The following is a 23,611-nucleotide window of genomic DNA, read 5'->3' on the forward strand; positions in this document are numbered from 1 at the left end:
CAAGTTAAACACGCAGCATGGCCAAAACCTTAGCGGTGCGCATCGGCGCCGCCAGCGACAAGGGCGTCAAAGCCGACAACGAGGATTTCTGGGGCGCCTTGGTGCCGGCCGAACCGCAGTTGACGTTAAAAGGCATAGCCGTCGCGATTGCCGACGGCATGAGCGGCAGCGAGGCCGGCAAGGAAGCCAGCCATTGTTGTATCACTGCCTTCCTGGAAGATTATTACAGCACGCCGGATTCCTGGTCGGTGACCAAGGCCGGCCAAAAAATCCTGTCGGCGACCAATTCCTGGCTGCACAGCCAGGGCCGGATGCGCTACGCGTCAGTAAAAGGCATGGTCAGCACCTTGAGCGTGTTGGTGTTGAAATCCAATACCGCCCATATTTTCCACGTCGGCGATTCGCGCATTTATTTGTGGCGGCAGGGGCAGTTGGAACAGCTCACGCGCGACCACCGGTTGTGGGTTAGCGACGACAAGAGCTATCTGAACCGGGCGATGGGCATCGAGCCGCATCTGGAGATCGATTACAAATCGTTGACGTTGGAGAAGGGCGACCGTTTTCTGCTCAGCACCGACGGCCTGCACGACTTCGTCGGCGAAGCTTACATCCGCGCCCAATTGGCCGAGGCCGGCGATCCGGAGCTGATCGCCAAAAACCTGGTGGCGCTGGCGCTGGCCAACGCCAGCGACGACAACGTCACCTGCCAGATCGTCGAGATCGACGGCCTGCCGTTGCTGCAGGAAGACGAGGTGCTGCGCCACAACGGCCATTTGCCGTTTCCGCCGCCGTTGCAGCCGGGCATGGTGCTGGACGGCTACCGGGTCGAAGCCGAATTGCACGCCAGCACGCGCACCCAGATTTACCGGGCCTACGATACCGTGCAGCAGCGGCGGGTGATTTTGAAGACGCCGTCGGTGCTGTACGACGACGACACCCATTACATCGAACATTTTCTGCACGAGGAATGGGCCGGCAAACGGATTCAGCACGCCAACGTGTTGCAGGTGCTGGAAACCGACCGGGCCAAGTCCTGCTTGTATTACGTCACTGAATTTATCGACGGCCGCACGCTACGGGAGTGGATGGTCGCCAACCCGAAGCCGGAGGTACGCCAGGTCAGGGCGCTGGTCGAACAAATCGCCAAGGGCCTGCGTGCGTTCCACCGCATGGAAATGCTGCACCAGGATTTGAAGCCGGAAAACGTCATGATCGCCGGCGACGGCCGCGTCAAAATCATCGATTTCGGTTCGGTGAAAATCGCCGGCATTGCCGAAATCACGCCGCTGGAACAGGCCGGCGAAGAGAATGTGCTGGGTACGCGCAATTACACGGCGCCGGAGTACCATCTCGGCCAGCGCGGCACGGTCAAGTCCGATTTGTTTTCTTTGGGCGTGATTTGCTACGAAATGTTGAACGGCGAGCTGCCGTTCGGCCCGCTGCCGGAAAAGCCGAACCGGACCAATCTGGAGCGGTTGGCTTACATCCCCAGCATCAGGCGCAATGCCATGGTACCGGTCTGGATCGACGGCGCGTTGCGCAAGGCCACCAGCATTTCGCCGCGCAGCCGTTACGACGAGCTGTCCGAATTCCTGCACGACCTGGCCACGCCGAATCCGCAATTTCTGAAAACCGAAGACAAAATCCCGTTGGTCGAGCGCAATCCGTTGTTGTTCTGGAAAAGCGCGGCCTTGTTTTTCTTTGCCTGCAGCTTTGTGCTGGCCTTGCTGTTGTTGAGCCGGCATTAGCCTGCGCCGGGCGCGGCGGGTTTCGGATCGTGCGCCGGCGGCCTGTGCTATAACAAGCGGCCCTATCGCTGCCGTTCGTTTCGCCAAATGAATCCATCCGCAAAACCCGTCCCCGCCCGTTTCTCCACCTTCTCCGGGCTTTGGCCCTTCATCCGGCCCTATCGCGCCAAGGTGGCGTTGGCCTTCGTCTTGCTGTGCCTCGGTTCGGCGACGTTGTTGTTGGTGCCGCTGGCGTTCCGCGACCTGATCGATTTCGGTTTCGGCGGCAAGCAGACGCCGGCAAACGGCGGCTTGGCCGATGGCCTGAGCCTAAACGGCCGCTTCTTGGCCTTGTTCGCGTTGGCCAGCCTGTGGGCCGTGACGATAGCCGCCCGCTATTACACGGTGTCCTGGGTCGGCGAGCGGGTCGCGGCCGATTTGCGCAGCGCGGTCTACCGCAAGGTGCTGGCGCAGTCGCCGCAATTTTTCGAAACCTTGCAAACCGGCGAAGTGCTGTCGCGGTTGACCGGCGATACCACGCTGATTCAAACCGTGGTCGGCAGTTCGGTATCGATGGGCCTGCGCAGCCTGTTCCAGTTTATCGGCGGCATGGCGATGCTGGCGGTGACCAGCTTCCACCTGTTCTCGTTGATTCTGGGCCTGATCGCGTTGCTGATGCTGCCGCTTATTGCGATGGGCCGTTATGTGAAGAAATTGTCGCGCGAGTCGCAGGATAAAATCGCCGACGCTTCGGCGCTGGCCGGCGAAATTCTGAATGCGGTGCCGACGGTGCAGGCGTATTCCCAGGAAGTCCGCGAAGCGCAACGTTACGCCGGGCGGGCCGAGGCGAGTTTCGCGACGGCGATCCGCCGCAGCCGGTTCCGGGCCTTGCTGACCGCATTTGTGATTATGGCTGTGATGGGCGCCATCATTTTCGTGTTGTGGGTCGGCGCCAACCAAGTCAAGGCCGGCGAGATGAGCGGCGGCCAATTGGCCTCGTTCGTGCTTTACGCCACGCTGGTATCCGGCGGCGTCAGCACCATCGCCGAAGTGTGGGGGGATTTGATGCGCGCCAGCGGCGCCGCCGGCCGTCTGCTGGAGCTGTTGCGCAGCGAAGCGGCCATCGTCGGCGGCGAGGAAATATTCGCGAGGGCCGATCAACACCGAATCGGCGTCCAATTCCGCCACGTGGAGTTCCGCTATCCGTCGCGTCCCGAGCATGCGGCGCTGGCCGGCATCGATTTGGAGATTAGCGCCGGCGAGAGCGTGGCCTTGATCGGTCCGTCCGGCGCCGGCAAAACCACGTTGTTTCAATTATTGCTGCGCTTTTACGATGCCACGCAGGGGACGATTTTGCTGAACGGCGCCGATATTCGGCGCTTGGCGCTGGACGAGTTGCGCCGGCAAATCGCCGTGGTGCCGCAGGAAGCGGTGATTTTTTCCGCCAGCGCGCTGGAAAACATCCGCTACGGCCGGCCCTATGCCACCGACGCCGAGGTCATCGCTGCGGCCCGTTCCGCCCACGCCGACGAATTTATCCGGCGCTTGCCGGAGGCTTACCAAACCTTCCTCGGCGAACGCGGCACCCGCTTGTCCGGCGGCCAACGCCAACGCATCGCCATCGCCCGCGCCATCTTGAAAAATGCGCCGCTGCTACTTCTCGACGAAGCCACCAGTGCGCTGGACGCCGAGTCGGAAATTCTGGTTCAGCAAGGCCTGGCTGCCGCGATGCAAGGCCGCACCACGTTGATCATCGCCCACCGCTTGGCGACGGTAAAAAATGTCGACCGCATTGTGGTGCTGGATCAGGGCCGCATCGTCGAAACCGGCGCAGCGGAGGACCTGCGCCAACAGAGCGGGCTGTACGCCAGGCTGGCGAGTTTGCAGTTCGAGATGCACTGAAGGCGGGGAGGGCAGCCATTTGCGGCGCCGTGTCCGCTCAGCCGGCCGCGATGGCCGCGCCGTTCTCGTCGAACCTGAGTACGTCGATCTCGCCGTCGGCATCGGTGATTTCGGCGTCGGCCAACGTGCCGTTCGCGTGGTAACGGTAGCGGTGGCGCAGTTCGACGTCGCCGTAGACCAGTTTTTCCAGCAGCAACAGGCGTTGGTTGCCGTCGAAAAAGCCGCGGAAGTAGGTGTTGCGGTTTTCCAGGTGGCTTTCATCGGGCAGTTCGTTGACCAGTTTCAGCGGTAATTTGACGCCGCTGTAGCTGATGAAATAGCGGCAGGCACAGTTATCCAATTCCACGTAATGCTCCTCGCAAAATAAAAGCCAAATTTCCGCAAATATTGTGCCGGAATTTGCCGCGGCCAGTGGCGCGGTTTGCCGTCGATTAAGCTTGTTTCGCTGTGGTAAAGCGTCCGCCGCCGCACCGCTTTGTCGGATTTGCGACATTAGCGCTTCGCCGATCGGAAACCGCAAATGACTTGCGCAGCCGGTTCCACCGTTCCCAATAGCGTAGTTTTGCTTGCCGATGCCGCGGTTAGCACAGCGCATTAGCCTTGACCATTGCTGGCGCCGATTTTGCTTGGCATAGGTTTTCGATTGCATAACGCCTATGAAGCTGTTTCTCGATTGGTCGTCCTACCGCAATGCCGGTATGGGCGACGCCTACGCCGATATTCCCAAGCACGGCGCCGATTTTGCCAAGGCAGTCGCGGTGTGCATCGGCAGCAAGCAATGCCAGCAACACGTCGACAAAGGCGTGATGTGCCCGAGTTATCGCGTCAGCGGCAATCCGGATTTGTCGCCGGGCGGCCGGGTCAAGTTATTGAAAGCGGCGCTGAACGCCGACGATCCGGCAGCGTTATTCGACCCGGCCTTGGTTGCGGCGATGGATTTGTGCGTGGCTTGCAAGGGCTGCAAACGCGAATGCGAAAACGAAGTGGACATGGCGGCGATCAAAGCCGAATTTCTGGCCCAGCAAGCCGCCCGGCGCGGTCTGCCGCTGCGGCGCAAACTGTGGGGCCATCTGCCCAAACTGTTGGCCTGGCCGGGATTGCGCCGCTGGATCGGTTGGCGCAACCGTTCGCCGCTGCTGGCCAAGCTGGCCCAAACCGCTTTGGGCATCAGCGCCAAGGCCGAATTGCCGCTACCGGCGCCATCGCCGTTTCGGATACCGGCCCAGTCGCGCTTGGCCTTGCATCCGGAATTGGCCGAACGGCAAGTAGTGCTGCTGGTCGATACGTTTAACTATTACTTCAATCCGGCGTCGGCCGACGCCGCGAGACAACTGTTGACCGCGGCCGGCTACCATGTCCACGTCGCGGCGCCGGCCGCCGCCGATAAAGACCGGCGGCCGCTATGCTGCGGCCGCACCTATTTTTCCAACGGCATGCTGGACCAGGCCCGGGCCGAAGCCCGGCGCATGCTGGCCGCGCTGGCGGAACACATCGAGGCCGGCCGCAGCATCGTCGGCCTGGAGCCGTCCTGCATTCTGAGTTTGCGCGGCGAATACCTGAAACTGGGTTTGGGCGACACGGCGCGGCAATTGGCCGAGAAAGTCGTGTTGCTGGAAGAGTTCATCGTTCGCGAACAAAGCGCCAAGCGCTGGACTTTGGCGTTCCAGGCCATCCCTAAGCTATCCCGCGTGCTGCTGCACGGCCATTGCCACCAAAAAACGGTCGGCTCGATTAAAGCGGTGCGTAAACTCTTGAAGCAAATTCCCGAACTGTCGTTCGAACTGATCGAATCGTCCTGCTGCGGCATGGCCGGCAACTTCGGCGTCGAAGCCGAGCATTACGCCGATGCCCAGGCAATGGCCGAACTGGCCTTGTTTCCGTCCCTGCGCGCCGAGCCGGATGCCTTGCTGGTGGGTAGCGGTTTTTCCTGCCGCGAACAAATCGTCGGCGGCGGCTTTGCCAAACCGCTGCATTTATCCGAATTACTTTGTCTCGCCTTACCTTCTCAGACGTAGGGTAGGCAATGCGGACCTCAAGGGGCTCCGATTGGCAAGACTGCAAAAGGTACGCGGTGCGTACCCTACCTTTGCCCGACCGGGCCAAGAGGGAGAGGATATTTACTGCGAGGGAACGCCCAGAGCAGCCGCGCCGCAACCGATTCGTATTCCCACGCGGCGCGTGGGAACCAGAAGTTTTTGAATTTTGCCGCTTTGATAAGGAATAAATCGATGAAACTGTCCATAGAAAAACCGCATCTCCAGCAATTGTTGGCCGCTCATCCGCGTTTGAACGGACTGAGCGAACAACTGCGCTTCGGCAGCAAGGCTCAAGTGTTTTACGACCAGCTCAGCAGCGCCGAGATGGCGACCTTGGCCGGCATTTACGCTCAGCAAGGCGAGAGTTTGCAGCAACAGGCCGCGTTACTGACCGCGTTGCAGCACGCCTTCAGCGACGATCATCGCCGCTACGGCCCGGACGACCTGGAAAAATTGCTACCGGATATCGCTCATTATTTGCTGGACGGTGCGATTCGCGGTTGGTTGTTTCACGTCGAGCACGGCGGCCGCACCTTGGCTTATTTGATTACCCGGGTCGATTACACCCCGCCCGGCGAGGAAGAGGCCGGCCGCATCCTGATCGAATTAAAAGCCAACAGCAAGGGCAAGATCGCCATCGAAACCTTGATCATCCGCGGCAAGGATCTGGACCACAAAACCATCCCGGAAATCTTCGCCGGCAAGGGCTATTTAAAAGAAACCGAAGCTTTGATCGCCAGCTACGACGAAGCCGCCGCCCGCTATTTCGAATGGCGCGGCCGTTACGGCGAGCAATTCTCCGGCTGGGGTACCGGCGTCTACGCCGAAGACCCGACCGCCAGCCACCGCAGCAGCGACTGGACCCGCAAAAACACCGTGGTACTGTCGTCCGGCGGCGGCGCCTGCCGGCTGGTCAACGACGAAAACATCCTGGCCGACCGGGCGTTGACGCTGGAAGCCTCCGGCGACATCTTCGGCACCTATTTGCGCAAGGCCGGCAAAAGCATGCGCTACGACAGCAAAACCGAAAGCCAAATGGAACAAGCCAAGGCCGAGGTCGGCAAAGGCTTGTTCACCGAATTGCCGGTGCACGGCTACATCCTGCTGTTTCATCTGGAATTGCATCACCACGTCTGGGTCCATGTCGACGATATGCAGCCCTACGTCTATCAACCGGAGTTGAAACAAAAACTGATCCTGCCGCCGGAGCAAACCGATTTGATCGACATCTTGACCGCCGAAATGGACATGCTGATGGACGACATCGTCGAAGGCAAATCCGGCGGTACCACGGTGCTGTGCGCCGGGCCAGCCGGGGTCGGCAAGACGCTGACCGCCGAGGTCTATTCGGAAATCATCAAGCGGCCGTTGTACCGGGTGCATTCCGGCCAGCTCGGTTTGAATGTCGCCGAAATGGAAAAAACCCTGAAGGAAACTCTGATCCGCGCTCAACGCTGGGGCGCAGTGATGCTGATCGACGAGGCCGACGTCTATATCAAAAAGCGCGCCGATAATCTGGCTTCCAACGCCGTCGTCGGCGTGTTCCTGCGGGTGTTGGAATACTTCAATGGTCTGCTGTTCCTGACCACCAACCGGGTCGACGACATCGACGAAGCCATCATTTCCCGCTGCATCGCAATGATCCGCTACCACTCGCCCAACAGCGCCGACCGCCGCAAAATCTGGAAAGTGATGACCGAACAGTTCTCGTTGCCGGTCGCGGACGAACTGATCGAGCAACTGGTGGACTTGTTCCCCGGCGCCTCCGGCCGCGATATCAAAGGCTTGACCAAGCTGGTTGCCAAGTTCTGCATGCAAAAGCAACTGGCGCCGACCTTGGACGTGTTTATTCGTTGTTCGGTGTTCCGGGGCTTGGAGTTGGTGGATCAGGCGGCTTGATAGTGGTTTACTGTCCGCGCCATCGCCGAACGATCCTTCTTTCGTTTCGGAACGGCGCGGGGCAGCGATATGAGTGTTCCGCTTGGGCGGAGCCTGTCAAAGCCTTATGCTGTGCTCCCCGCTCAATACCTACAGGACGTAATGGCGAACAGGTTTGTAGGCTTTAACAGTCCAGCTTCTCCAGCAATGCCGGTTTTATTTGATCCAGCCAATCCAGAATCCGCGATTTGGTCAGCTCGGGTTGATTGTGGTGGTCCAGAACCAAGCCGACAAATTTGCCGTCCACCACCGAGTTGGAATAGGTAAAGTGGTAGCCGTCCGTGCTCCAGGCGCCCACCACCTCGGCGCCGTAGCCGGCCACGTAGTGGTACAAATGAATTAAGGAACCGGCGAAGCGATCGTAATATTTTTGCTGATTGCCCAAGCCAAACAAGGCAATGCGTTTGCCGGACAGATCGGCTTCGTCCAGCCGGAACAAGAATTCCTCCCAGTTGCCTTCCTCGCTGCCGGTGGTCCGGCCGGGAATTTCGCCGACCCCGTAGCTGGGCATGCCCAGGATCAAGGCCTGGTAACTTAAAAGTTGGGCGACCGAGGCCCGATTGACGTTGACCGGTTCGCTGGCGATATCGTCGCCCAACACTCGGTACATGACTTGAGCCATCATCTCGGTCATACCTTGTTCGGTTCCGTAGAAAATGCCGATTTTGTTCATCGTTTAGCCTCGGATTGTCGTCCCAATCAGCAAAGCAAAATTTACTCCACTCTTGCGTTGGGAGGGCTGCGCTACGGTCCGCCTAGGTGAAAGCGCTCGATATGCCGCTAACCGTTGATTTATAAGATTTTTTTTGGTATGTCGCTAAGGTGCCGGCCAAAGAAGCCACCGAGTTGCTGAGGCCATACGGAGCGCGCTTGGTGGTTTTGGCAACAATTCAGCTAACAGAGGGACGAGTTTGCGACAAATGGCTTGGCGGAACCATTGGCGTCGGGCCAGATTGAAGTCAGCTTGCGAATAAACTCACTCAGTATTTTCTGGTTTTCTGGTTTTCTGGTTCCCAAGCTCCAGCTTGGGAACCCACTCCTTCGGAAGCTCCGGCTTCCCGACTCAATCACCATTCCCGAACCACCTCGATCAGCCCCTCCAACCCCGCATAATTCCGCGCGCTTGAGTAGCGCCAATGCTCCGGCAGATCGACGTAACCGCGCTCTACCGGATTCCGGTGGATGTAATCCAGCTTCTGCCGCATCACCGCCTCGGTTTCGATCAGTTGCGGATGATTGCCTTCCTCCCACACCTGAAACTCGCTCTCGGTCTTATGCGGCCGCTTCAACAACGCCAATAATTCCAACACCCGCGCCGAGCCGCTTTGTTGTAGATAAGCGATGATTTTCTTGGCGGTATAAGCCTTAAAGCGCTGCATGTCCCGGCTCAAATCCGCCGACGCGGCGATCAGGTGCAGATGGTTTTCCAGGATCACATAGCCGTGTAGCTGAAACCCGCTGTCGCGCTGCAAAAACCGCCAGGAATCCAGCACGATATTCACCGTCGCCGGACGGGTAAACAGCGGCAGCCAATGGTTGATCGTCGCGGTCATAAAGTGCGGGCTGGGATTTTGCAGGACTCGGTAGCGGCTGCGGGTCATGGCTTAGGGTTGGGCGTTTTCAGTTGACACAAAAATTCTACCTGATAGAGTCAGCGGCATTTTTTACGCAGGCAAACTTGCCTGAATTGGCCGCCAATATCAAGTTATCGAGGCAAAGATGCCCACTTTTCCGAATACGCAGGCAAAAGTACCTGAAATCACAGGAAATATCAGGTTATATAGGCATATTGGCCTGATAATCAGTAGTTAGAGCTCAGGGGCGGCAATGGCAACAAGTCGAACTATCACCGAAGAAATCTATCGACGGCATCTGCGCCTTTACGGCGAGCTGAACGACATTCACATCTTCGCGTACAAGACAGTTCCACTGCTCGAGGATGCAGCCTCCGAGTTCAAGGGGCAGGTAGTCGACGAGAGCGAAGACATCATCTTCCGCGTGCCGGGGAAAAAAGGGCAAGCTGGTACGGCTAAGCGAAATCCGACAGAGCTTAGCGGCTTGTTCAATCGCTTTGCCAATCAGGAGCTCTTCGAAAACCTGTTGGTTTCGTCCGTCTCCCGCTTTGAGTTCTATCTCTCCGATGTAATTGGAGAGTTTCTCCGCCACTTCCCGAAGAAGCTCACGATAGGGCCGAAGGGCGGTGACTCCGGGAAGCAGGTGCCCATTCAGCTGCTGGTGGACGCAGACGACCTGGACGCCCTCCGTGATGAGGTCATTGATCTTCGACTCCAGGCAATCTTCCACGCAGAGCCGAAGGAGTACTGCACCTATTTTAATGCGGTGTCCGAGCTTGGTATACCTCTTGACGACTTCGGACAGTTCTTCGAGATCAAAGCGACTCGTGACCTAATAGTCCACAACTCTCTGGTGGTGAACGATCTCTACGTTAAAAAGGCAGGTGACCACAGCCGAGGAAAGATCGGGGATAAGCTGAAGGTTCGGCGGGACTACTTTGAGAGAGCACTCTCCGCAATGAAGACGCTTTCCAGCTCAATTGAGCGTACGACTCGGGAGAAGCATGGGAAGAAGTGGGAGCAGGAAGAGGCGTGATATCGTGGGGCTAAGCTCTAACAGGTCGATCGACACGGACGTCCTATCGGTGGGCATCTTTACGTTGGGCGGCATGAAACTAGCCTACGCCAGCATAGTCTTGCTTGTGTTGTCTATTGCCGGATGCGATGCTTGGTTTTGGCGACGCATTGATGTAACCCCACGAGAAAATACCTCTTTCACCGTCGATTCTTCTTCAAACGCCGTGCTGATAGACGCCATTCGTAAATTCGCTGCTGAATTGGGGCTATCATGTCCAGAGTCAAATCAGTTCCCGTTTGAGTGCTCCAAGCAGCCAACGCATGTTTGGGCAATGCTCACCGAAGAAGGTGTTGCGGTCTGTTTCTATGCAACAGGAGCACCCTTTGAAAGTACAAAGTTCGAAAAACAAATGGCTCGTCTTGAAAATATTCTGGCTTCCGCCTTTGGCGCTGAGTCAATCACTTCTCAATCCGCGCAGTGTCCAGTCACCGTGCCCGCTGCCCAACCAAGCGCTCCAGGGGACGCGCAAAAAGCGGCGCGCCCCTGAGCTTTTTCTAGTTCCCAAACTCCAGTTTCTCTTGTTTCCAAGCTCCAGCTTGGAAACACTCTACCTCGGAAGCTCTAGCTTCCTACCCACAGCCAGACTGGAAGCTGGAGCTTCCAAGGCCGGGGTTCCCAAGCCGGAGCTTGGGAACCAGAGTCCTAGCCCGGATCGACCAGGCTCATCGCTAGATCATCCCGAACCAATCTGAATAATCTGATTCAACCGCTCGCAAACCTGAGCGAACAGATCGCCCGACAAGGATTTGAGCGGATGCGGCTTGGCTTTGCGCAAGCGCCAGTCGAACGATTTGGGTTGGTGGCAAAGCACGTAGCTGGTTTGTTCTGCTTTGCGGCCGCCGGCTTTGCCGACCGCTACCGCAAACGGATTGTCGGCGTTGTAGGCGGCAGTTGTCATTGGCAGGCCGATCACCAGCGAGGTTTTTTCGTTGAAGATGCGTGGGGAAAGCACCAAAAACGGATGGATGTCGCGCATTTCTTGGCCGACTTGCGGATTGCAATCTATCCAGATGATGTCTTGCCGTTCCGGCACCCAGGCCGTTGTTTGCTTACGGCTTACCAACGTTCGGCACCGATTTCTTCCGCGACCGCCATCGCTTCGCCGCCGTGCCGCCCGGGATCGAAGCGAGCCAAGCGCTGCTCCAACGTCAAGGTTTCATCGGCTATCGGCGTGATAATCACCTTGTCGTCTTCAACGGAAATTCGCACCCGTTGATGGTTATGCAAATGGGCGGCTTTGGCAATCGCTGCGGGCAGGCGCACGCCGAGGTTGTTACCCCATTGTTTGATGTCGAGTATGGCTTCGGTCATATTGTGTTCTCGGGATGTTTAAACGTGAGTATAAACACTGTGATTGGTTTGCGCCACTTTGTTGAAACTCGAAGCCGGAGCTTGGGAACCGGAAGCCGGATCGACCGGCGGGGCTATGGCTTAATCCGAATCGTCATCCACCCCCAACGCCCGCATTTCCAAGCCCTCGATCTCCTGCAACGACTTGCCGGCGATGCCTTGCAAGTCGCCGTACATACCGACCGTGGCGTTCATGACCCGTTCGATTTGCGCTTCGCGTTTGGCCCATTGCTTCAGGATGGCTTTGCGTTCCTTGTCCAGGTCTTCCTGCATCGTCGAGAAGGCTTCGACGATGGCTTCGACTCGTTGTCGAAAGCGGGGGCCGGTCAGGTATTGGTAGACCATCTCGGTCTTGCCGTGCTGGCCTTCGGCGGCCAGGCGGGCCAGGCCGATTTCCAGCAGGGTATGGCGAAGGATGGTTGCGACCGGCAACGCGGCGCGCGGGCCGGTGACCCAAACGCCGTCGATGACGTCGAAGGTTTCCACGTCCTTGGGCAAAGCCTGGCTGACGATGACGGCCAGTTCGGCCTTGGCGGCGCGCTGGTCTTCGCGCAGCTTGACCAGCCAGCCGTCGCTCCAGTTTTTGGTGCGCTTGGATTCCCACAAAATGGCGCCGGCCGGCGCGCCGTTCGGGCCGCTAACCCTTTGCAACACGTCGCCGCCGAATTCGCCCTTGGCGACCGGCTCGATGCTGTCGAACGGAAATTTGGTGCGCAGCAGATTTTCCAGTTCCAGTTCCTGCACTTCGCCTTGCAATTGCTGCGAACCTTGCTCTGCTTTTTGTTTGAGTTCTTCGATTTTTTGCTGCATCGCGGCGATGGTCTGGTCTTTTTCCAGCACCCGCAGTTTCAGGCCTTCCTCGGCTTCGCGCTTGGCTTGGTCGCGCACCTGAGTTAGGTTGTCTTGCACCCGTTTTTCCACGGTCAATTCCAGTTCGCGCTTGGCATCGTCGAGTTCGCGCTGCTTTTTGATCAGCTCGGCCTGGGCTTGCTGGGCCTCGGCCAGTTTGGCGTCGCGGACTTTTAACACTTCAGTCAAGTCAGCCAGTTCGCGGTTTTTGTGTTCCAATTCGGCCGCCGCCGCTTGCTTGGCCTTGCGGCTTTCTTCTTCGATCATCCGTTGGCGTTCGGCTTGCAGTTGTTTGTCGACCTGCTGTTTGACCTGGTTTTCCAGCTGGCGCTGGGCGTCCTGCAATTGTTGCTGTTGCTGTTTCAAGCCTTGTTCGCGCTGGGCGATGTCGGCGTCTTTTTGTTTGAGTTGTTGTTCGAATTGCTTGCGGGTGGCGGCCAGTAGCGGCGCGGCCAGCGATTCGGTCAGCGGCACGGCTGTGCTGCAATTGGGGCAGGTGATGGTGGCTTCGGTCATGGGCGATTCTGCGGTTGGGAGGAGGGGGCATGATAAAGCCGAATCGGCGCTTCGTCTAAGGCCGAAGCTTGCGATGCGTAGCGCTGCGCTGTTTCGCATACTGTCCTCCGCCGGGCCGAGGCGCAGGCAGCCACCGTTACGGCCGCTGTCCGGCAAACCGCAGCAAGCAAAAATGATTGGTTTTACAGGTCTTCCGGCATTTGCCGAACGGGTTTCGTTCACGAATCCGGCAGCGCAGCCTACCGACGCGCTTGTCGGTGTCGGTAAACATCGTTGTTTGCAGGATGTTTATTTTGTCGAAAGCGTGGAGCCGGGCGACGAGGCTGGAGCAAGAGGCGGTCGCCGTTTCTCCAGCCGAGACGCTTATTTGCGCGACTTTTTCTTCGTAACCGGCGCAATGACGCTGTCCGGCGCCGGCTGGCTGGTGCCGACGTTGCCGGCCGGCAGACGGGCGCCGACTTCGGTCAGAAAGTCGTTTTCCAGTTTGTTGGAGGATTGGCAGGTAACTTGGGTGGGTTTGTAACTGACATCGGCGGTTTGCGTGTCCGGCTCGCGCGACGAGAAATGCCATTCGCCCAGTTTATGGGTTTTGTCGCCGATGCGTTTGGTAACGGTCAGGAAATATTCGCTGTTCACTTGCACCATGGTTTTGCTGTCCGATTACCATGGGCGTAAATGACGATTTATCAATCTACGATTTCACAGTCGGCAAGTCGGAGTGGTACGGTTGGACGATACCGCAGAGCCATTACGATGCGTTTGTTGAGAATTCGGTACGGGTAGAGGAATTGCCGGCCGGATTCAGGTTGTTCAAGTTAACCAAGGGCGAAGCTCCCGCCGATCCCAAATACGGCATTACGCCGTGGTGGTCGTCGGTGATGCCGTTCAAAGAAGATCGCGAAGGAGCGCTGGGCCGCTTCGAGCAAGCCAAGCTCAATAAAATCGACATGAGTGCGATGGTGCGGTATATGTCGGCGGTGCCGATCGACTGGAATGCGCTGGATAACTACATCGAAATTACTTTGAAAGTGCAGGCAGCCGGCTTTTGGGGCAAATATTCGCCGCAGAAGAAATGGAGCGACCCGCGTAAGCGAGACCTTGGGGTCGAAATGAACCGTGGCAGGCCGGCACCGAGCGCGCGTAGCATGGGTATTAAAGATGCGGTACTACCCAACGAACTCGGCGCATTGGAAGCTTGGCAGTTTTACATTCCGGGGTTGCAGGAAGAACATATCAGCCGGCAGCAGCGGATTATCTCTGCGCACGACATGGTGGCGTTGCGGGAGTATTTTTTCGGTTAGCGGCCAGATGGCACGGCGACCGGGTAGGCCAGGGTAATTTGAGGTCGAGTACGCTTCGAATCAGGAATGCGTCAATGTGGTGTGGTAAAGCCGACAATTTATGGCCAATGTTGTGCATCGCACTGATATTAAAGCAATTTTTATTGGCATAAGGCTTGCTTTTCGGTTGGGAGAGCCAGCCGGTAATTGTTTGGGTTTGCGCGCATTAGGCTTTTGGGCACGGAGGCGAGCAAGTCATGGGCGGAAACTCGGCTGGCGACCTTTTTATTTCCCGAGTTAACTTCCGGAGCAGACCATGCCAGCCACTTTCGAACTGAAAACCAACGACGAAAACCAGTACTTCTTTCATTTTTTGAACGGTAAAGGCGAGCTGATTTTGATGAGCGCCGATTACGGTAACAAGGACGAAGCGCTGCAGGCCATCAAGGAAGTCAGGACCGGCTCGTTGATGAGCCACCAGATCGCCGCCGGCAAGGTGGCCGAGGGCGATACCTTCTTCGTCATCAAGGATACCAAGGGCGACATCATCGTCAAAAGCGTCTTATACAGTTCGGCCATGGTGTTCGATAACGCGTTGCATGCGGTTAAGGACAACGCCTGCGTCGCCGAAGTCGTGGATCTGACCGCGTAATGCGCGGCAACATGGCAACGCGTCGACTTTTTTCGGATAGCGGAATCGGGTAACGCCACTATGGCAATCGAACTGAAATTGACCAAGGAATTGGCCACCGTTTGCGTCACGGCAAGCGAGTTGGCCGCAATCGAAACGCTGATCAAAGCCGAATTGGCCAAACCGGCGTTCGTCGCACAATTCGACAAAATGGGCAATGCGATAGCCGAGTGCTACGCCGTGACGACGGCCGTGTTGGCACCTTGGCTGGCAATCGGTAACGAAACCGAATTTTGCAATCGGTTCGATGCCGCCTATACCGAGTACAAAACCACCTATCTCGGTATCACCAACCGGCCGCGCTTATCGTCGGAGCAGGCTTACGTCGAATATATGCTGCTGCGGGAATTCAAGGAAACCCAAACTGCCTATCCGCTGCTGAAAACCACTTTCGCCCGGTTGGACGAATTTATCGACAAATGGATCACCAACGATGCTTGGCTGGCGATGACGATAGAGAACTTCGTCAAAATGCTATACCGGTTTCTGACCGAAATCGCCGAGCTGAAACCCAAAGACCCGACCGATGCCTTTACCCTGTATCAGGCTTTGATGGCGGCCTTGCGCCCTTATTATGCGTTGCTGGAAAGTTGCCGGAGAGTCGCGGCGGTAGCGGCTTGAAGCGGGGCTGTATGCCTGGCATAGCGACAACCGGTTTGGCCCGGCGAATTACAAACTAATTCATGCCGATTTCGACCTGGCCGGATGCCGAACTCGGGTTGTCGTAGAACACCACTCCGTCCTTGGCTGCTCCTTGGAACAGGGTCTTATTGTCGATGCGAATAGCGACATTTCTATATTCGGGGAGGCCGACGACGATAATTTTGGATTTGCCGACATAATCGAACACGATGTCGTCCATGCCTGCCGGTTCGCGGATAAATACGATTAACGTATCGTTTGTCAGTACCCCATAAGCGTTGCCGTTTTTAGAATTGATTTTCCGCACGTCTTCGGCCACCGGCTTATCGACCGATGGCGCCAGAGAGACTAAAAACTCGGTATCGTTACTGCCGTTATTCGACATCAATTCGACTCGCCATCGGCTCAAGTCGTGCCAAGAATCGGCGGAAGCTCCGTTAATAAAATTCTCGCCGTCGAATACGGTATCGTCGCCGTCGGTTTCGACATAGTATTGATAATCTCTGCCGCCGATTAAGCGGGTCGTCGCATCGCTTGGCAATAAAATATTGACTTTCAAAAATCCGTTATTATTTTTTATTTGGATATCTTTCGAGCTGCTGGCCAATATGCCGTTGTCCGTCGAACCTTTTAAGACTTCAATATCGGCCATCTCCGGTTTGTTGACCGAATGAATGATCCACTTGCCGACGTATTCCGGCTTGGTTTTACTTATTGCATCGTAAACAACCAGTTTGTCTTCCGTCGGCAGATAAACCAATTTGCGAATAACTTGGCGGACCTTGCCGCCATCGCCGTTTTCGTCGTAGACGGAATTGTTATAGGCGGCGGTTAAGTCGGCCGAAACGAAAACGTATTCGTTATTGCGGCGCGCAAATTTCAATAATTGGGCGCCTTCCAAATGCAGACCTTTCTGGTAGTTTTCGAACCATTGTTCGATGCTGACAATGGAACTGCCGGTTGGCTGCGTCAAGCGCTGGCCGCCGTCGGCTACATTCTTGGCGAAAAATCGATTCGGCCGGACTTTCTCACTCGGTTTTTCGATGACCAGACTATTCTTGGCAATCGTCCGAATTGCGTAATTAAGCCGGTGCGGGCGAAAAAATCCGTTATAGGTACTGCTGTTGGTAATCAGCGGCGAAGATTTGAATATGGTGAAATGTCCGGCGTCGTAATGGGCGTGGTGTCCGTAGGAATTGCCGGCCTTGAACGAAATAAAGGTATCGTTCGGCTCCCAGCCGTTTCTAATATAAATTTGATTTACCGTGTCTCGGCCGAAAATTTCGGCTTCTTTTAAATATTTAGCTAACGACGGCAAGCTGCCGTCGCCAACTGCCGGAATCGATGGATCGTTGAATAACAATATCCCCCAGTCATAGCCCGAATAATAACTGTCCCGGTGCAATTTACCCAGATATTTGGAATAACCGTTTAGTACCGGATCGTGCGTCATTTGTACCATCAGGTCTATTACCCGCTTGGTCTCATCCTTTAAATCGATCCGGGAGCCCTCGTCGCCGTAACCTTCGATGCGATTATCCGGCCGAGTCGCGTATATATGCCAATAGCCGACTCTTTTGACGATGTCCTTGATCCGTTCCTGGTTGTTGGCGTGATCCAACCCGTTCAGGTATGCCGATGCCGCCAGGGCAAAATAAAACGCGCGGGTTTGGATCCAGTAGTTATAGCCATCCGGCCAGGCCTCGGTGTGGGCCAATCCTTCTGCGGCATTCAGGAAATGAGCCTGCGCCCGGCGCCGGTAAGAATCCAAATCGTCGACATAGTGTTCCGACAACACGATGGCGCAGAGCCAGGCAATTGCGGCGTGAGTCGATCTGCCGTGCCATAACGAGGCGAAATCCTCATCCAGATTCGCCAACGTCCCTTGCAAGGCGGCCAATATTTTCCGTTCGACCTGGTTTTTCTCGGCGTCGGTCAGCAGCGGATGGGCCAAGTCGTAAGCCAGCGCCAATTCCCAACCGTTGCTATAGGTGGTGTCGGCGGTAGGTTTATTTAATTCGAAGTTCAGCAACTGGTATTTGATGATTGCGATCGCCTCGGTATTGTTGGTCGACAGCCAACAAACCACGGCAGGCATCAATGCATTATCGCCGCAACCGTTCGGATAATTAATATTTTCGCGTTGAAAGGCGGCGATCCGGTCTGCGATAACGGAGTGCACATCCCGCTTATTCCAAGTACTCGATTCCGGCAACAAAATGCGGGGATGGCTTTTTCTTACCTCGCCGTCGAAAGGAAAATTCAGGTATTTCGTTTCCGGTTCTAATATTTTGGATAGTATCGGATTATTAATATCGAGTTGTTCTGCCGCCTTGACCAAAACCTGCCTGGCGGACAGATGCTCGGCGCGTTGCAAGCCCCAAAATCCGTATGCTACAAACAGATGGACCAACAGGCCGGTAAACGTCAGGTAAAAAAGCCCGTTACGCATGAATTTATTCATAACTTTAAGGCCCAAACGGCGGTTTGTTCCATCGGCGGGCTGGATACGAAGAGCATGATATTGTTTCTGGAGTCGTACTCTAAACAATAATTCATACCGACGTTATACGGAAATTTGCTGTCGCTTAAATGTTGCCATTCGTCTTGTCGGTAGTCGTAGGTCCAGGTTTCGGCATAATTATCCCGGTCGATAATCGCCACCATTTTGCCGATACCTTTATGGAACACTAACGGAACCGCAGCCCGGCCGGGCGGCTTAATGCCGGGCGTCGGCATTTTGACCGATTTTTGGCCGCCCGCCTGGTAAACATGGACCTCGTTACTCAAATTACTGCCGCCAAATAACAGGAATACGCGATTAACCGAATCGTAAACGGCATTGGTATTCCACGCCGGGTAGGTGGTACTGCCCACTTTCTGCCAGGATCGGGTTTGCCCGTTCCATTCGCCGATATGGTAAGGCTGAAATCCGACTACCACATTACGGTCTTCATCGTATGCGACGCTATAAGTGCGAAAATCGGTTGCGTTGGCTGCGGCATACCAGCGATTTAACGCAAAATCGAAGACCCAGGTGGGGCTTATGCTTTCGTGGATCCGAATGTTGGGCAGCCGCGTTTCATAGAATTCCCTTTTTACGCTACTGGCGATGACCAATTGATCGTTTTTCTCGTCGAATGCGCCGGCACCGAATACCTGCATCGCCGGCGGATGGTTCAAATTAAATCCGGCCACCAAAAATTCGGATTTATCCAAAAAATAGCTGGATAACGGGTCCGGTTCGTACTCGTTTTCCCAGCGCAACTTGGTCAAATCGAAGTAATGGATCGTATTGTCGGGCGGGTTTTCGTTAACCTCGGCTCCGAATACCAGCAGACGATTGCGCTTTCTATCGAACGCGCAAGTAGCGGTTGGCTGGCGCGGGAAACTGCCTTCGGCATCGGGCTGCTGTTGATCGATTTTGGTCCATACTCGCGACGGCAAAGCCGCGAGTTGCTCGCGACTGCTGATCGGGTAAACCGCACTATCGTCAACCCTGCCTTTCATTGCGTGTACCAAAGCCTGCCAACGCCAATGGTGGGTTATTTTGTTAGTCAGGTAAACGCCCAAGGCCAGCGCGATGCCCAAGTGGCATAAGGCACTGAAAAAAGAAAAATAATATTTAACTGCCTTACGCCACATAGAGAGTTGCCTGCATTCTGCGCTTATAAGCTTTATTCGTCGTCCGGTGGACCGTTGGGGTTGCCGGCGCCGATCCGTCAGGCCGTTGCCGTTCCGGGACGGTTGCCGACGAGTCTGCCTTCGCGTCCGTCGGCGGAATCTTATCAATCGTTCCCGGCAGCCGTCGACGGTTGAATCCGCTTATCTGCAGCCAGGGGGCATCCATGCAACCGCCGATTTTCGCCTGTCGGGATGACCGCCGTTAACCTGCGGTATCGAGGATGCGACTAAGCCGTTCCCGAATATGGTAAAAAACGCTGCCGACGGCGAAAGCGGCCATTCGCAGCGGTACACCGTTGAGGTAACGCTCCGCGCCAATTTCCGGAGAAGAAAGAAATTAAAGGTACTAAAAAGCCGCGAGTTTCTCTGGGTATAACCGGCTCGGTCAAACTTCCTCAATCGCGAAAGTCTGAGCCAAAATTTGCCGTTCTTCCTGGTTCAGGTCCAGCAAAACGCTGCGGTCCTGTGCTCCGGTTTTCAGGAAATCGATGCCGGTGCGTAATAGGCGTAACGGTAATTTCAAGGTTTCGTAGCCAGCTCCGGCGGCTTCCCAAGCCGAATACCATTGCTCCAGATTGTCGGGACTGGGCGTTTCGTCGGGATCGCGGTGGATAGTACCCAAAAGACGCACTAAGGCTTCTCCCAAGAAATTCGAAGCATAGTGCTGTTCGAAAACGTACACTAATTCGGCGATGCATTGTTTGCGGATAATTGTCGATAAACTGCCGGTATAAACAAAACCGACCATAGCTGTAAACAGCGCTTCTTCCGGTTGGCTGTCCGCAGTTAGTTTGCTCAGACCGCCCGCAAGCCTCGTCATTCCTTCCGTCCAGCGCCCTTGCATGAAGTTTACCAACGCTAGCGCGAAATGAGAGTTGGTAGACAAGTCATCTGGCAGGTTCTCAATATACAAAATTGAACTGTAACCGCGTTCGGCATCTTCCAGCCTGTCGGCTAGAAAATATAGAAAACTCCGGTTATATAAAGCATTGGCCAGGGTCTCTGGCGCTTTTTCAGATAACTCGATTACCATCGTGAAGGCTGCAATCGCGCCGGCTAAGTCTCCTAACCGTCTTAATGCGATCCCCCGGTTGTAATGCGCTCTTGCAATCGATTCCGACGAAACACCATACAATTCGGTAACGCTAACGAAATCTCTCAAGGCTTCTTCGATTTCGCCCAGTTCGCCCCTTATCCTTCCACGTTGCAAAAGCGCTTTTGCGGTTTGTTCCGGTGCAACATTGTCCGACTCGATGATCCGGCTATAGTCTTTTAGCGCGTTTTCGGTCATGCCCAAACGTTCGTAAACAGAAGCTCTAAGATTGAGAGTTTCTAATAGTAATTCAGATGGCGCTTTTGATGATGCCAACAGCCCATCCACCATTCGAATGCCCGCTTCGATTTTGCCGAATTCAAAATACCCACGGGCGGCAAAGGCGTACGCAATTTCAATGATCGATTGTGGATATATATCGGTTTCCCGGCATATCTCTTCCAGGATGTTCATTCCGAGTTCGTGATTTCCCTTGGCCAATTCCCCGCAAGCTAACGCTAATTCCTCTGAAACACTCACAGCAATTTCGATTGCCGGCATCCATTCTTCATGCTGTTCGTCGTTTAATTCGTTGCGAAAATCCTCTACCAACAACTGCGTCCGCAAATTCCCTAAAGCGGAATTCCTATCGATTGCCGCCTGCAAATAACCGCGCGCTAAACTGCCTTCGCCGCAGGCCGATATACGTTCGTCTAGTTGTACGCCGTCATACCAAACCCGCAAAAAATCCACCAATAGCCGTAGCGGGCCGGGTGATTGGTTTTTCTTGATTTCCACGCATATCCGCATCAAGGGTTCGGCGATTTCGTACAGCGACTCGCGGCCGCGCTGGGCCGCTTGCACGTAGCCTTTGGCGCGCAAATCCTTGAGCTGGCTGGAGATGGTTTGTTGGCTGGCGAACAGGTGGCGGGCCATGTCCTTGACCGGCGTCGGCCGTTCCCGGCCGCATAAAAATTCGACGATCTTGCGTTGTTGCGGCGGCAGCCAGCGGATGCGTTCCTGATAATAGGGCGTCATTTCGTCGACCATTTTGGCGAAAGGTTCGACCAGAGCATCGATGTTGTCGCCGGTAATGAATTGCGACAACACCAGATAAACCCGGTGGTTGCCACCGGACAAATGATGCAGAGCCCGCACCCGCGACCGGCCGGTGGGGCTGCGTAAAAAGGCGGCGGCTTTGTCCTGGCGGTTGAGCGCGGCAATTTTGCCGAGTAATTCGGCGGCTTCTTCCACCGACAACATCGCCAGCATTTCGGTCTGAAAAAAGCCGAAGAAGGTGCTGTTACGCTTGGACACATCGTCGACTAAACGTTGGGCGGTGGCGACGATAGTCATTATCGGATGTTCCTGAATGAAGGCCCGCAAGCGTTGTTGGCCGGCTTTGCCCAGGCCTTCGAACAAGGCGTCCTGGTTTTCCAATGCAACCAGCAAGGTTTTACCGGCCAGTTTTTCCAACAACAAGTTTGCCAGCAGCCGTTCGGCAGCATTGGCATCCAAGTCGTAAATGGGTTCCAGATCGTCGGCGCGGTAATCGTTTGGGTAACGCTTGCTCAGCGCCAAATAGATGCGGCGCAACAGTTCGAGCAGCGTGGTGCTGGTTTCGTCCTCGTTCAACCAAGCAATCCGCAGCGACTCTTGCAAGCTGTCGTCCAGGCCGACGCGGTGAACCAGTAACGTCAAAAAATGGCTTTTACCGGTGCCACGCGGGCCGACGAACAACAGATGATGTTTATGGCCGCTACCGGCGCTTTCCCGCACCCGTTCCACCGCGTCGGCCAGCAACGCATGGCGCTGAACGAAGATGGCTTCCAAATCTTCCGGCGCGGTCCGGCTCGGCGTGAATACCGATAAAAAGGCTGACTCGTTCATCTTCGCCTCCTAAAGTCCGCGAGACAAACGCCACCAGCGTTTCAGCAACGGGAAACGAAACCGGTAGTGGCCTTGTTCGTCTTTAGCAAGGTAATGGTCTTGCTCGACCGCTTTCAGCAGTTTCAGCAATCCTTCCCTGTCCACAGCCAAGCCTTGGCTTTTCAGCTCATGGAGTATGGTGGTGACAGCCGTTGTCTCGTCGCGTACCGCGATGCTATCCAACAGCGCCAAAACGGCGGCTTCGGAAACGGCTCCGTAATAGGTCGCGATTCGGTCGCGGTAATGGGCCAGTTCCCAAGGATCGTTGCCGTCCAACAATTGTTTGCTGACTTGCTTGTCGATTACCTCGGCGGTCGCCTCCAGCCCGGATAATTTCACGGCTTTGACGATGTGGTGAATATAAAATGGAAAGCCGTCGGCCAGTTCGGCGACGGTTTGGGCGGACATGGCGGCATCCGACGTGGCGATGTTTTCGCCCGCGATCAGTTTTGTCGCCAATTCTTGGGCGAAATTCGCGTCCAAAACCGGCAGTTCGAAAGCGTATAAGTCGTTCAAAGGCGAATTGGCGTAGCCTTGCTGTTTCAGACTGTCGATGACATGGTGAAAACCGATAGATCCGGTCAAGACCATGCGTAAGCCCCGACCGCCTAACTCCTGGCGTAGCGCTCTCAAAATATCCAAAACTTCCATCGCGGCGGCTTGGCCTTCGCGAGCGGCAATGCTTTGCAGCATCAGCGGCACTTCATCCCAAAGCAACAACGGCCGCTCGTTTTGCTGCTGTTGGGAATCGACCAAATCTTCGATCGATTTGGTCAGCAGCGTTTTCCACGGGGTTTGGTCGTTAAAAGCGGGCAACTTGAGCACGCCTTTGATTTCCGTGCCGCCGATGGCCTGCAGAAAATCCTTGGCCCGTCGCGCGCTCTGCTTCCGCGCCGATAGGTAAGTATCGACTTCCCGGTAAACGGCTTGGGCGAAATCCATAGCGCTATGGTATTGCTCCAAATCCTGGAAAATCGGCACCCAGCCGGCTTTAGGCGATGCGCAAAGCTTTTTAATGACGGTGGTTTTGCCGATGCGGCGTTCGGCGTTGATGCGTATCGATTGCTGCTCCAGGGTTTCCCAAAGCTGTTCTATGACGCGATCGCGGCCTATGATTTCGTTTAAATCGATCTGGCCGCCGGGATTGGCTTTCATGGTAGCCTCGCTGCTGAATTGCATTTAGTACGTCAAAAATAACGTGCGTTAATTTTAACGTAATTTTTGAAAATTAAGCTGCGAGGCGACCTGAATCGTAGGTGTAAGGCTCCATTTCTTACGAATCGAGCGTCGTATAAGTCGGAACACGATGAGCGAGCAAGTTTATTGCTACCTCCGGCGGACTGATTGGAAAACAAGGCGATTATTCATTGCAAGCTTGGCTT

At 55.6% G+C, this 23,611-nt stretch carries 20 protein-coding genes; 9 read left to right on the plus strand and 11 right to left on the minus strand.

Annotation, left to right across the window (positions count from 1 at the left end):
* The first annotated feature begins 17 nt into the window (after window positions 1-17).
* Window positions 18-1,748, plus strand: a complete 1,731-nt coding sequence (locus tag VXJ35_RS08280; RefSeq protein ID WP_064021220.1) for a bifunctional protein-serine/threonine kinase/phosphatase — start codon at window positions 18-20, stop codon at window positions 1,746-1,748.
* An 87-nt stretch (window positions 1,749-1,835) separates the two neighbouring features.
* Entirely contained in the window at window positions 1,836-3,629 is a 1,794-nt protein-coding gene (locus tag VXJ35_RS08285) for an ABC transporter transmembrane domain-containing protein (protein WP_064021221.1), read from the plus strand.
* Window positions 3,630-3,666: 37 nt separating this feature from the next.
* On the opposite strand, the gene VXJ35_RS08290 is transcribed toward VXJ35_RS08285, so the two are convergent.
* Window positions 3,667-3,975 (minus strand): DUF6156 family protein, encoded by a 309-nt coding sequence (locus VXJ35_RS08290; protein ID WP_064023432.1) that lies wholly within the window; start codon window positions 3,973-3,975, stop codon window positions 3,667-3,669.
* Between the two features lie 310 nt (window positions 3,976-4,285).
* Here VXJ35_RS08290 and VXJ35_RS08295 point away from each other — a divergent pair, with 310 nt between their 5' ends.
* Both VXJ35_RS08295 and VXJ35_RS08300 read left to right on the plus strand, forming a co-directional pair.
* Entirely contained in the window at window positions 4,286-5,644 is a 1,359-nt protein-coding gene (locus tag VXJ35_RS08295) for a (Fe-S)-binding protein (protein WP_064021222.1), read from the plus strand.
* 213 nt (window positions 5,645-5,857) lie between these two features.
* Window positions 5,858-7,564: an ATP-binding protein gene (locus VXJ35_RS08300; protein ID WP_064021223.1), complete on the plus strand. Its 1,707-nt coding sequence runs from the start codon at window positions 5,858-5,860 to the stop codon at window positions 7,562-7,564.
* A 163-nt stretch (window positions 7,565-7,727) separates the two neighbouring features.
* Here the strand turns inward: VXJ35_RS08300 and VXJ35_RS08305 are convergent, their stop codons facing one another.
* Window positions 7,728-8,276 carry a flavodoxin gene (locus VXJ35_RS08305; protein WP_064021224.1) on the minus strand — a complete coding sequence of 183 codons (549 nt, stop codon included), beginning with the start codon at window positions 8,274-8,276 and terminating at the stop codon, window positions 7,728-7,730.
* A 394-nt stretch (window positions 8,277-8,670) separates the two neighbouring features.
* Window positions 8,671-9,204: an REP-associated tyrosine transposase gene (locus tag VXJ35_RS08310; protein ID WP_064021225.1), complete on the minus strand. Its 534-nt coding sequence runs from the start codon at window positions 9,202-9,204 to the stop codon at window positions 8,671-8,673.
* A gap of 226 nt (window positions 9,205-9,430) precedes the next feature.
* On the opposite strand from VXJ35_RS08310, the gene VXJ35_RS08315 reads away from it, so the two are divergent.
* Together VXJ35_RS08315 and VXJ35_RS08320 are read left to right on the plus strand one after the other, a co-directional pair.
* Complete coding sequence (locus VXJ35_RS08315; RefSeq protein ID WP_064021226.1) at window positions 9,431-10,213, plus strand: hypothetical protein; 783 nt, start codon at window positions 9,431-9,433, stop codon at window positions 10,211-10,213.
* Between the two features lie 73 nt (window positions 10,214-10,286).
* A complete protein-coding gene (locus VXJ35_RS08320) occupies window positions 10,287-10,742 on the plus strand; it encodes a hypothetical protein (protein WP_157198121.1) in 456 nt (151 codons plus the stop codon).
* Window positions 10,743-10,928: 186 nt separating this feature from the next.
* On the opposite strand, the gene VXJ35_RS08325 is transcribed toward VXJ35_RS08320, so the two are convergent.
* The 4 genes from VXJ35_RS08325 to VXJ35_RS08340 all read right to left on the minus strand — a co-directional run bounded on the left by VXJ35_RS08325 (window position 10,929) and on the right by VXJ35_RS08340 (window position 13,615).
* The gene (locus tag VXJ35_RS08325) at window positions 10,929-11,318 is read right to left on the minus strand and encodes a type II toxin-antitoxin system PemK/MazF family toxin (RefSeq protein WP_064021228.1); all 390 of its coding nucleotides are present in this window, start codon (window positions 11,316-11,318) and stop codon (window positions 10,929-10,931) included.
* A complete protein-coding gene (locus tag VXJ35_RS08330; RefSeq protein ID WP_064021229.1) occupies window positions 11,312-11,566 on the minus strand; it encodes an AbrB/MazE/SpoVT family DNA-binding domain-containing protein in 255 nt (84 codons plus the stop codon). Before VXJ35_RS08330 ends, VXJ35_RS08325 begins: the two co-directional genes overlap by 7 nt.
* Before the next feature lie 120 nt (window positions 11,567-11,686).
* Window positions 11,687-12,970: a DUF2130 domain-containing protein gene (locus VXJ35_RS08335; protein WP_064021230.1), complete on the minus strand. Its 1,284-nt coding sequence runs from the start codon at window positions 12,968-12,970 to the stop codon at window positions 11,687-11,689.
* A gap of 363 nt (window positions 12,971-13,333) precedes the next feature.
* On the minus strand, window positions 13,334-13,615 hold the full coding sequence (locus VXJ35_RS08340; RefSeq protein WP_064021231.1) for a hypothetical protein: 282 nt from the start codon (window positions 13,613-13,615) through the stop codon (window positions 13,334-13,336).
* A 20-nt stretch (window positions 13,616-13,635) separates the two neighbouring features.
* Between VXJ35_RS08340 and VXJ35_RS08345 the strand changes: the two genes are divergently transcribed.
* The 3 genes from VXJ35_RS08345 to VXJ35_RS08355 all read left to right on the plus strand — a co-directional run bounded on the left by VXJ35_RS08345 (window position 13,636) and on the right by VXJ35_RS08355 (window position 15,562).
* A complete protein-coding gene (locus VXJ35_RS08345; protein WP_054762497.1) occupies window positions 13,636-14,271 on the plus strand; it encodes a hypothetical protein in 636 nt (211 codons plus the stop codon).
* Window positions 14,272-14,566: 295 nt separating this feature from the next.
* Window positions 14,567-14,902, plus strand: coding sequence for a DUF1508 domain-containing protein (locus VXJ35_RS08350; RefSeq protein ID WP_064021232.1), 336 nt, complete (start codon window positions 14,567-14,569; stop codon window positions 14,900-14,902).
* Between the two features lie 60 nt (window positions 14,903-14,962).
* Window positions 14,963-15,562 carry a hypothetical protein gene (locus tag VXJ35_RS08355; RefSeq protein ID WP_064021233.1) on the plus strand — a complete coding sequence of 200 codons (600 nt, stop codon included), beginning with the start codon at window positions 14,963-14,965 and terminating at the stop codon, window positions 15,560-15,562.
* 55 nt (window positions 15,563-15,617) lie between these two features.
* Here the strand turns inward: VXJ35_RS08355 and VXJ35_RS08360 are convergent, their stop codons facing one another.
* The 4 genes from VXJ35_RS08360 to VXJ35_RS08375 all read right to left on the minus strand — a co-directional run bounded on the left by VXJ35_RS08360 (window position 15,618) and on the right by VXJ35_RS08375 (window position 23,384).
* Window positions 15,618-18,035, minus strand: a complete 2,418-nt coding sequence (locus VXJ35_RS08360; protein ID WP_197496010.1) for a heparinase II/III family protein — start codon at window positions 18,033-18,035, stop codon at window positions 15,618-15,620.
* Window positions 18,036-18,043: 8 nt separating this feature from the next.
* Window positions 18,044-19,228, minus strand: a complete 1,185-nt coding sequence (locus VXJ35_RS08365; protein ID WP_064021235.1) for a hypothetical protein — start codon at window positions 19,226-19,228, stop codon at window positions 18,044-18,046.
* A 424-nt stretch (window positions 19,229-19,652) separates the two neighbouring features.
* A complete protein-coding gene (locus VXJ35_RS08370) occupies window positions 19,653-22,190 on the minus strand; it encodes a winged helix-turn-helix domain-containing protein (RefSeq protein ID WP_064021236.1) in 2,538 nt (845 codons plus the stop codon).
* 9 nt (window positions 22,191-22,199) lie between these two features.
* Window positions 22,200-23,384 (minus strand): ATP-binding protein, encoded by a 1,185-nt coding sequence (locus tag VXJ35_RS08375; RefSeq protein WP_064023433.1) that lies wholly within the window; start codon window positions 23,382-23,384, stop codon window positions 22,200-22,202.
* Window positions 23,385-23,611 lie beyond the last annotated feature (227 nt).

Source organism: Methylomonas sp. DH-1 (genome assembly GCF_046097555.1).
Taxonomy (GTDB): Bacteria; Pseudomonadota; Gammaproteobacteria; order Methylococcales; family Methylomonadaceae; genus Methylomonas; species Methylomonas koyamae.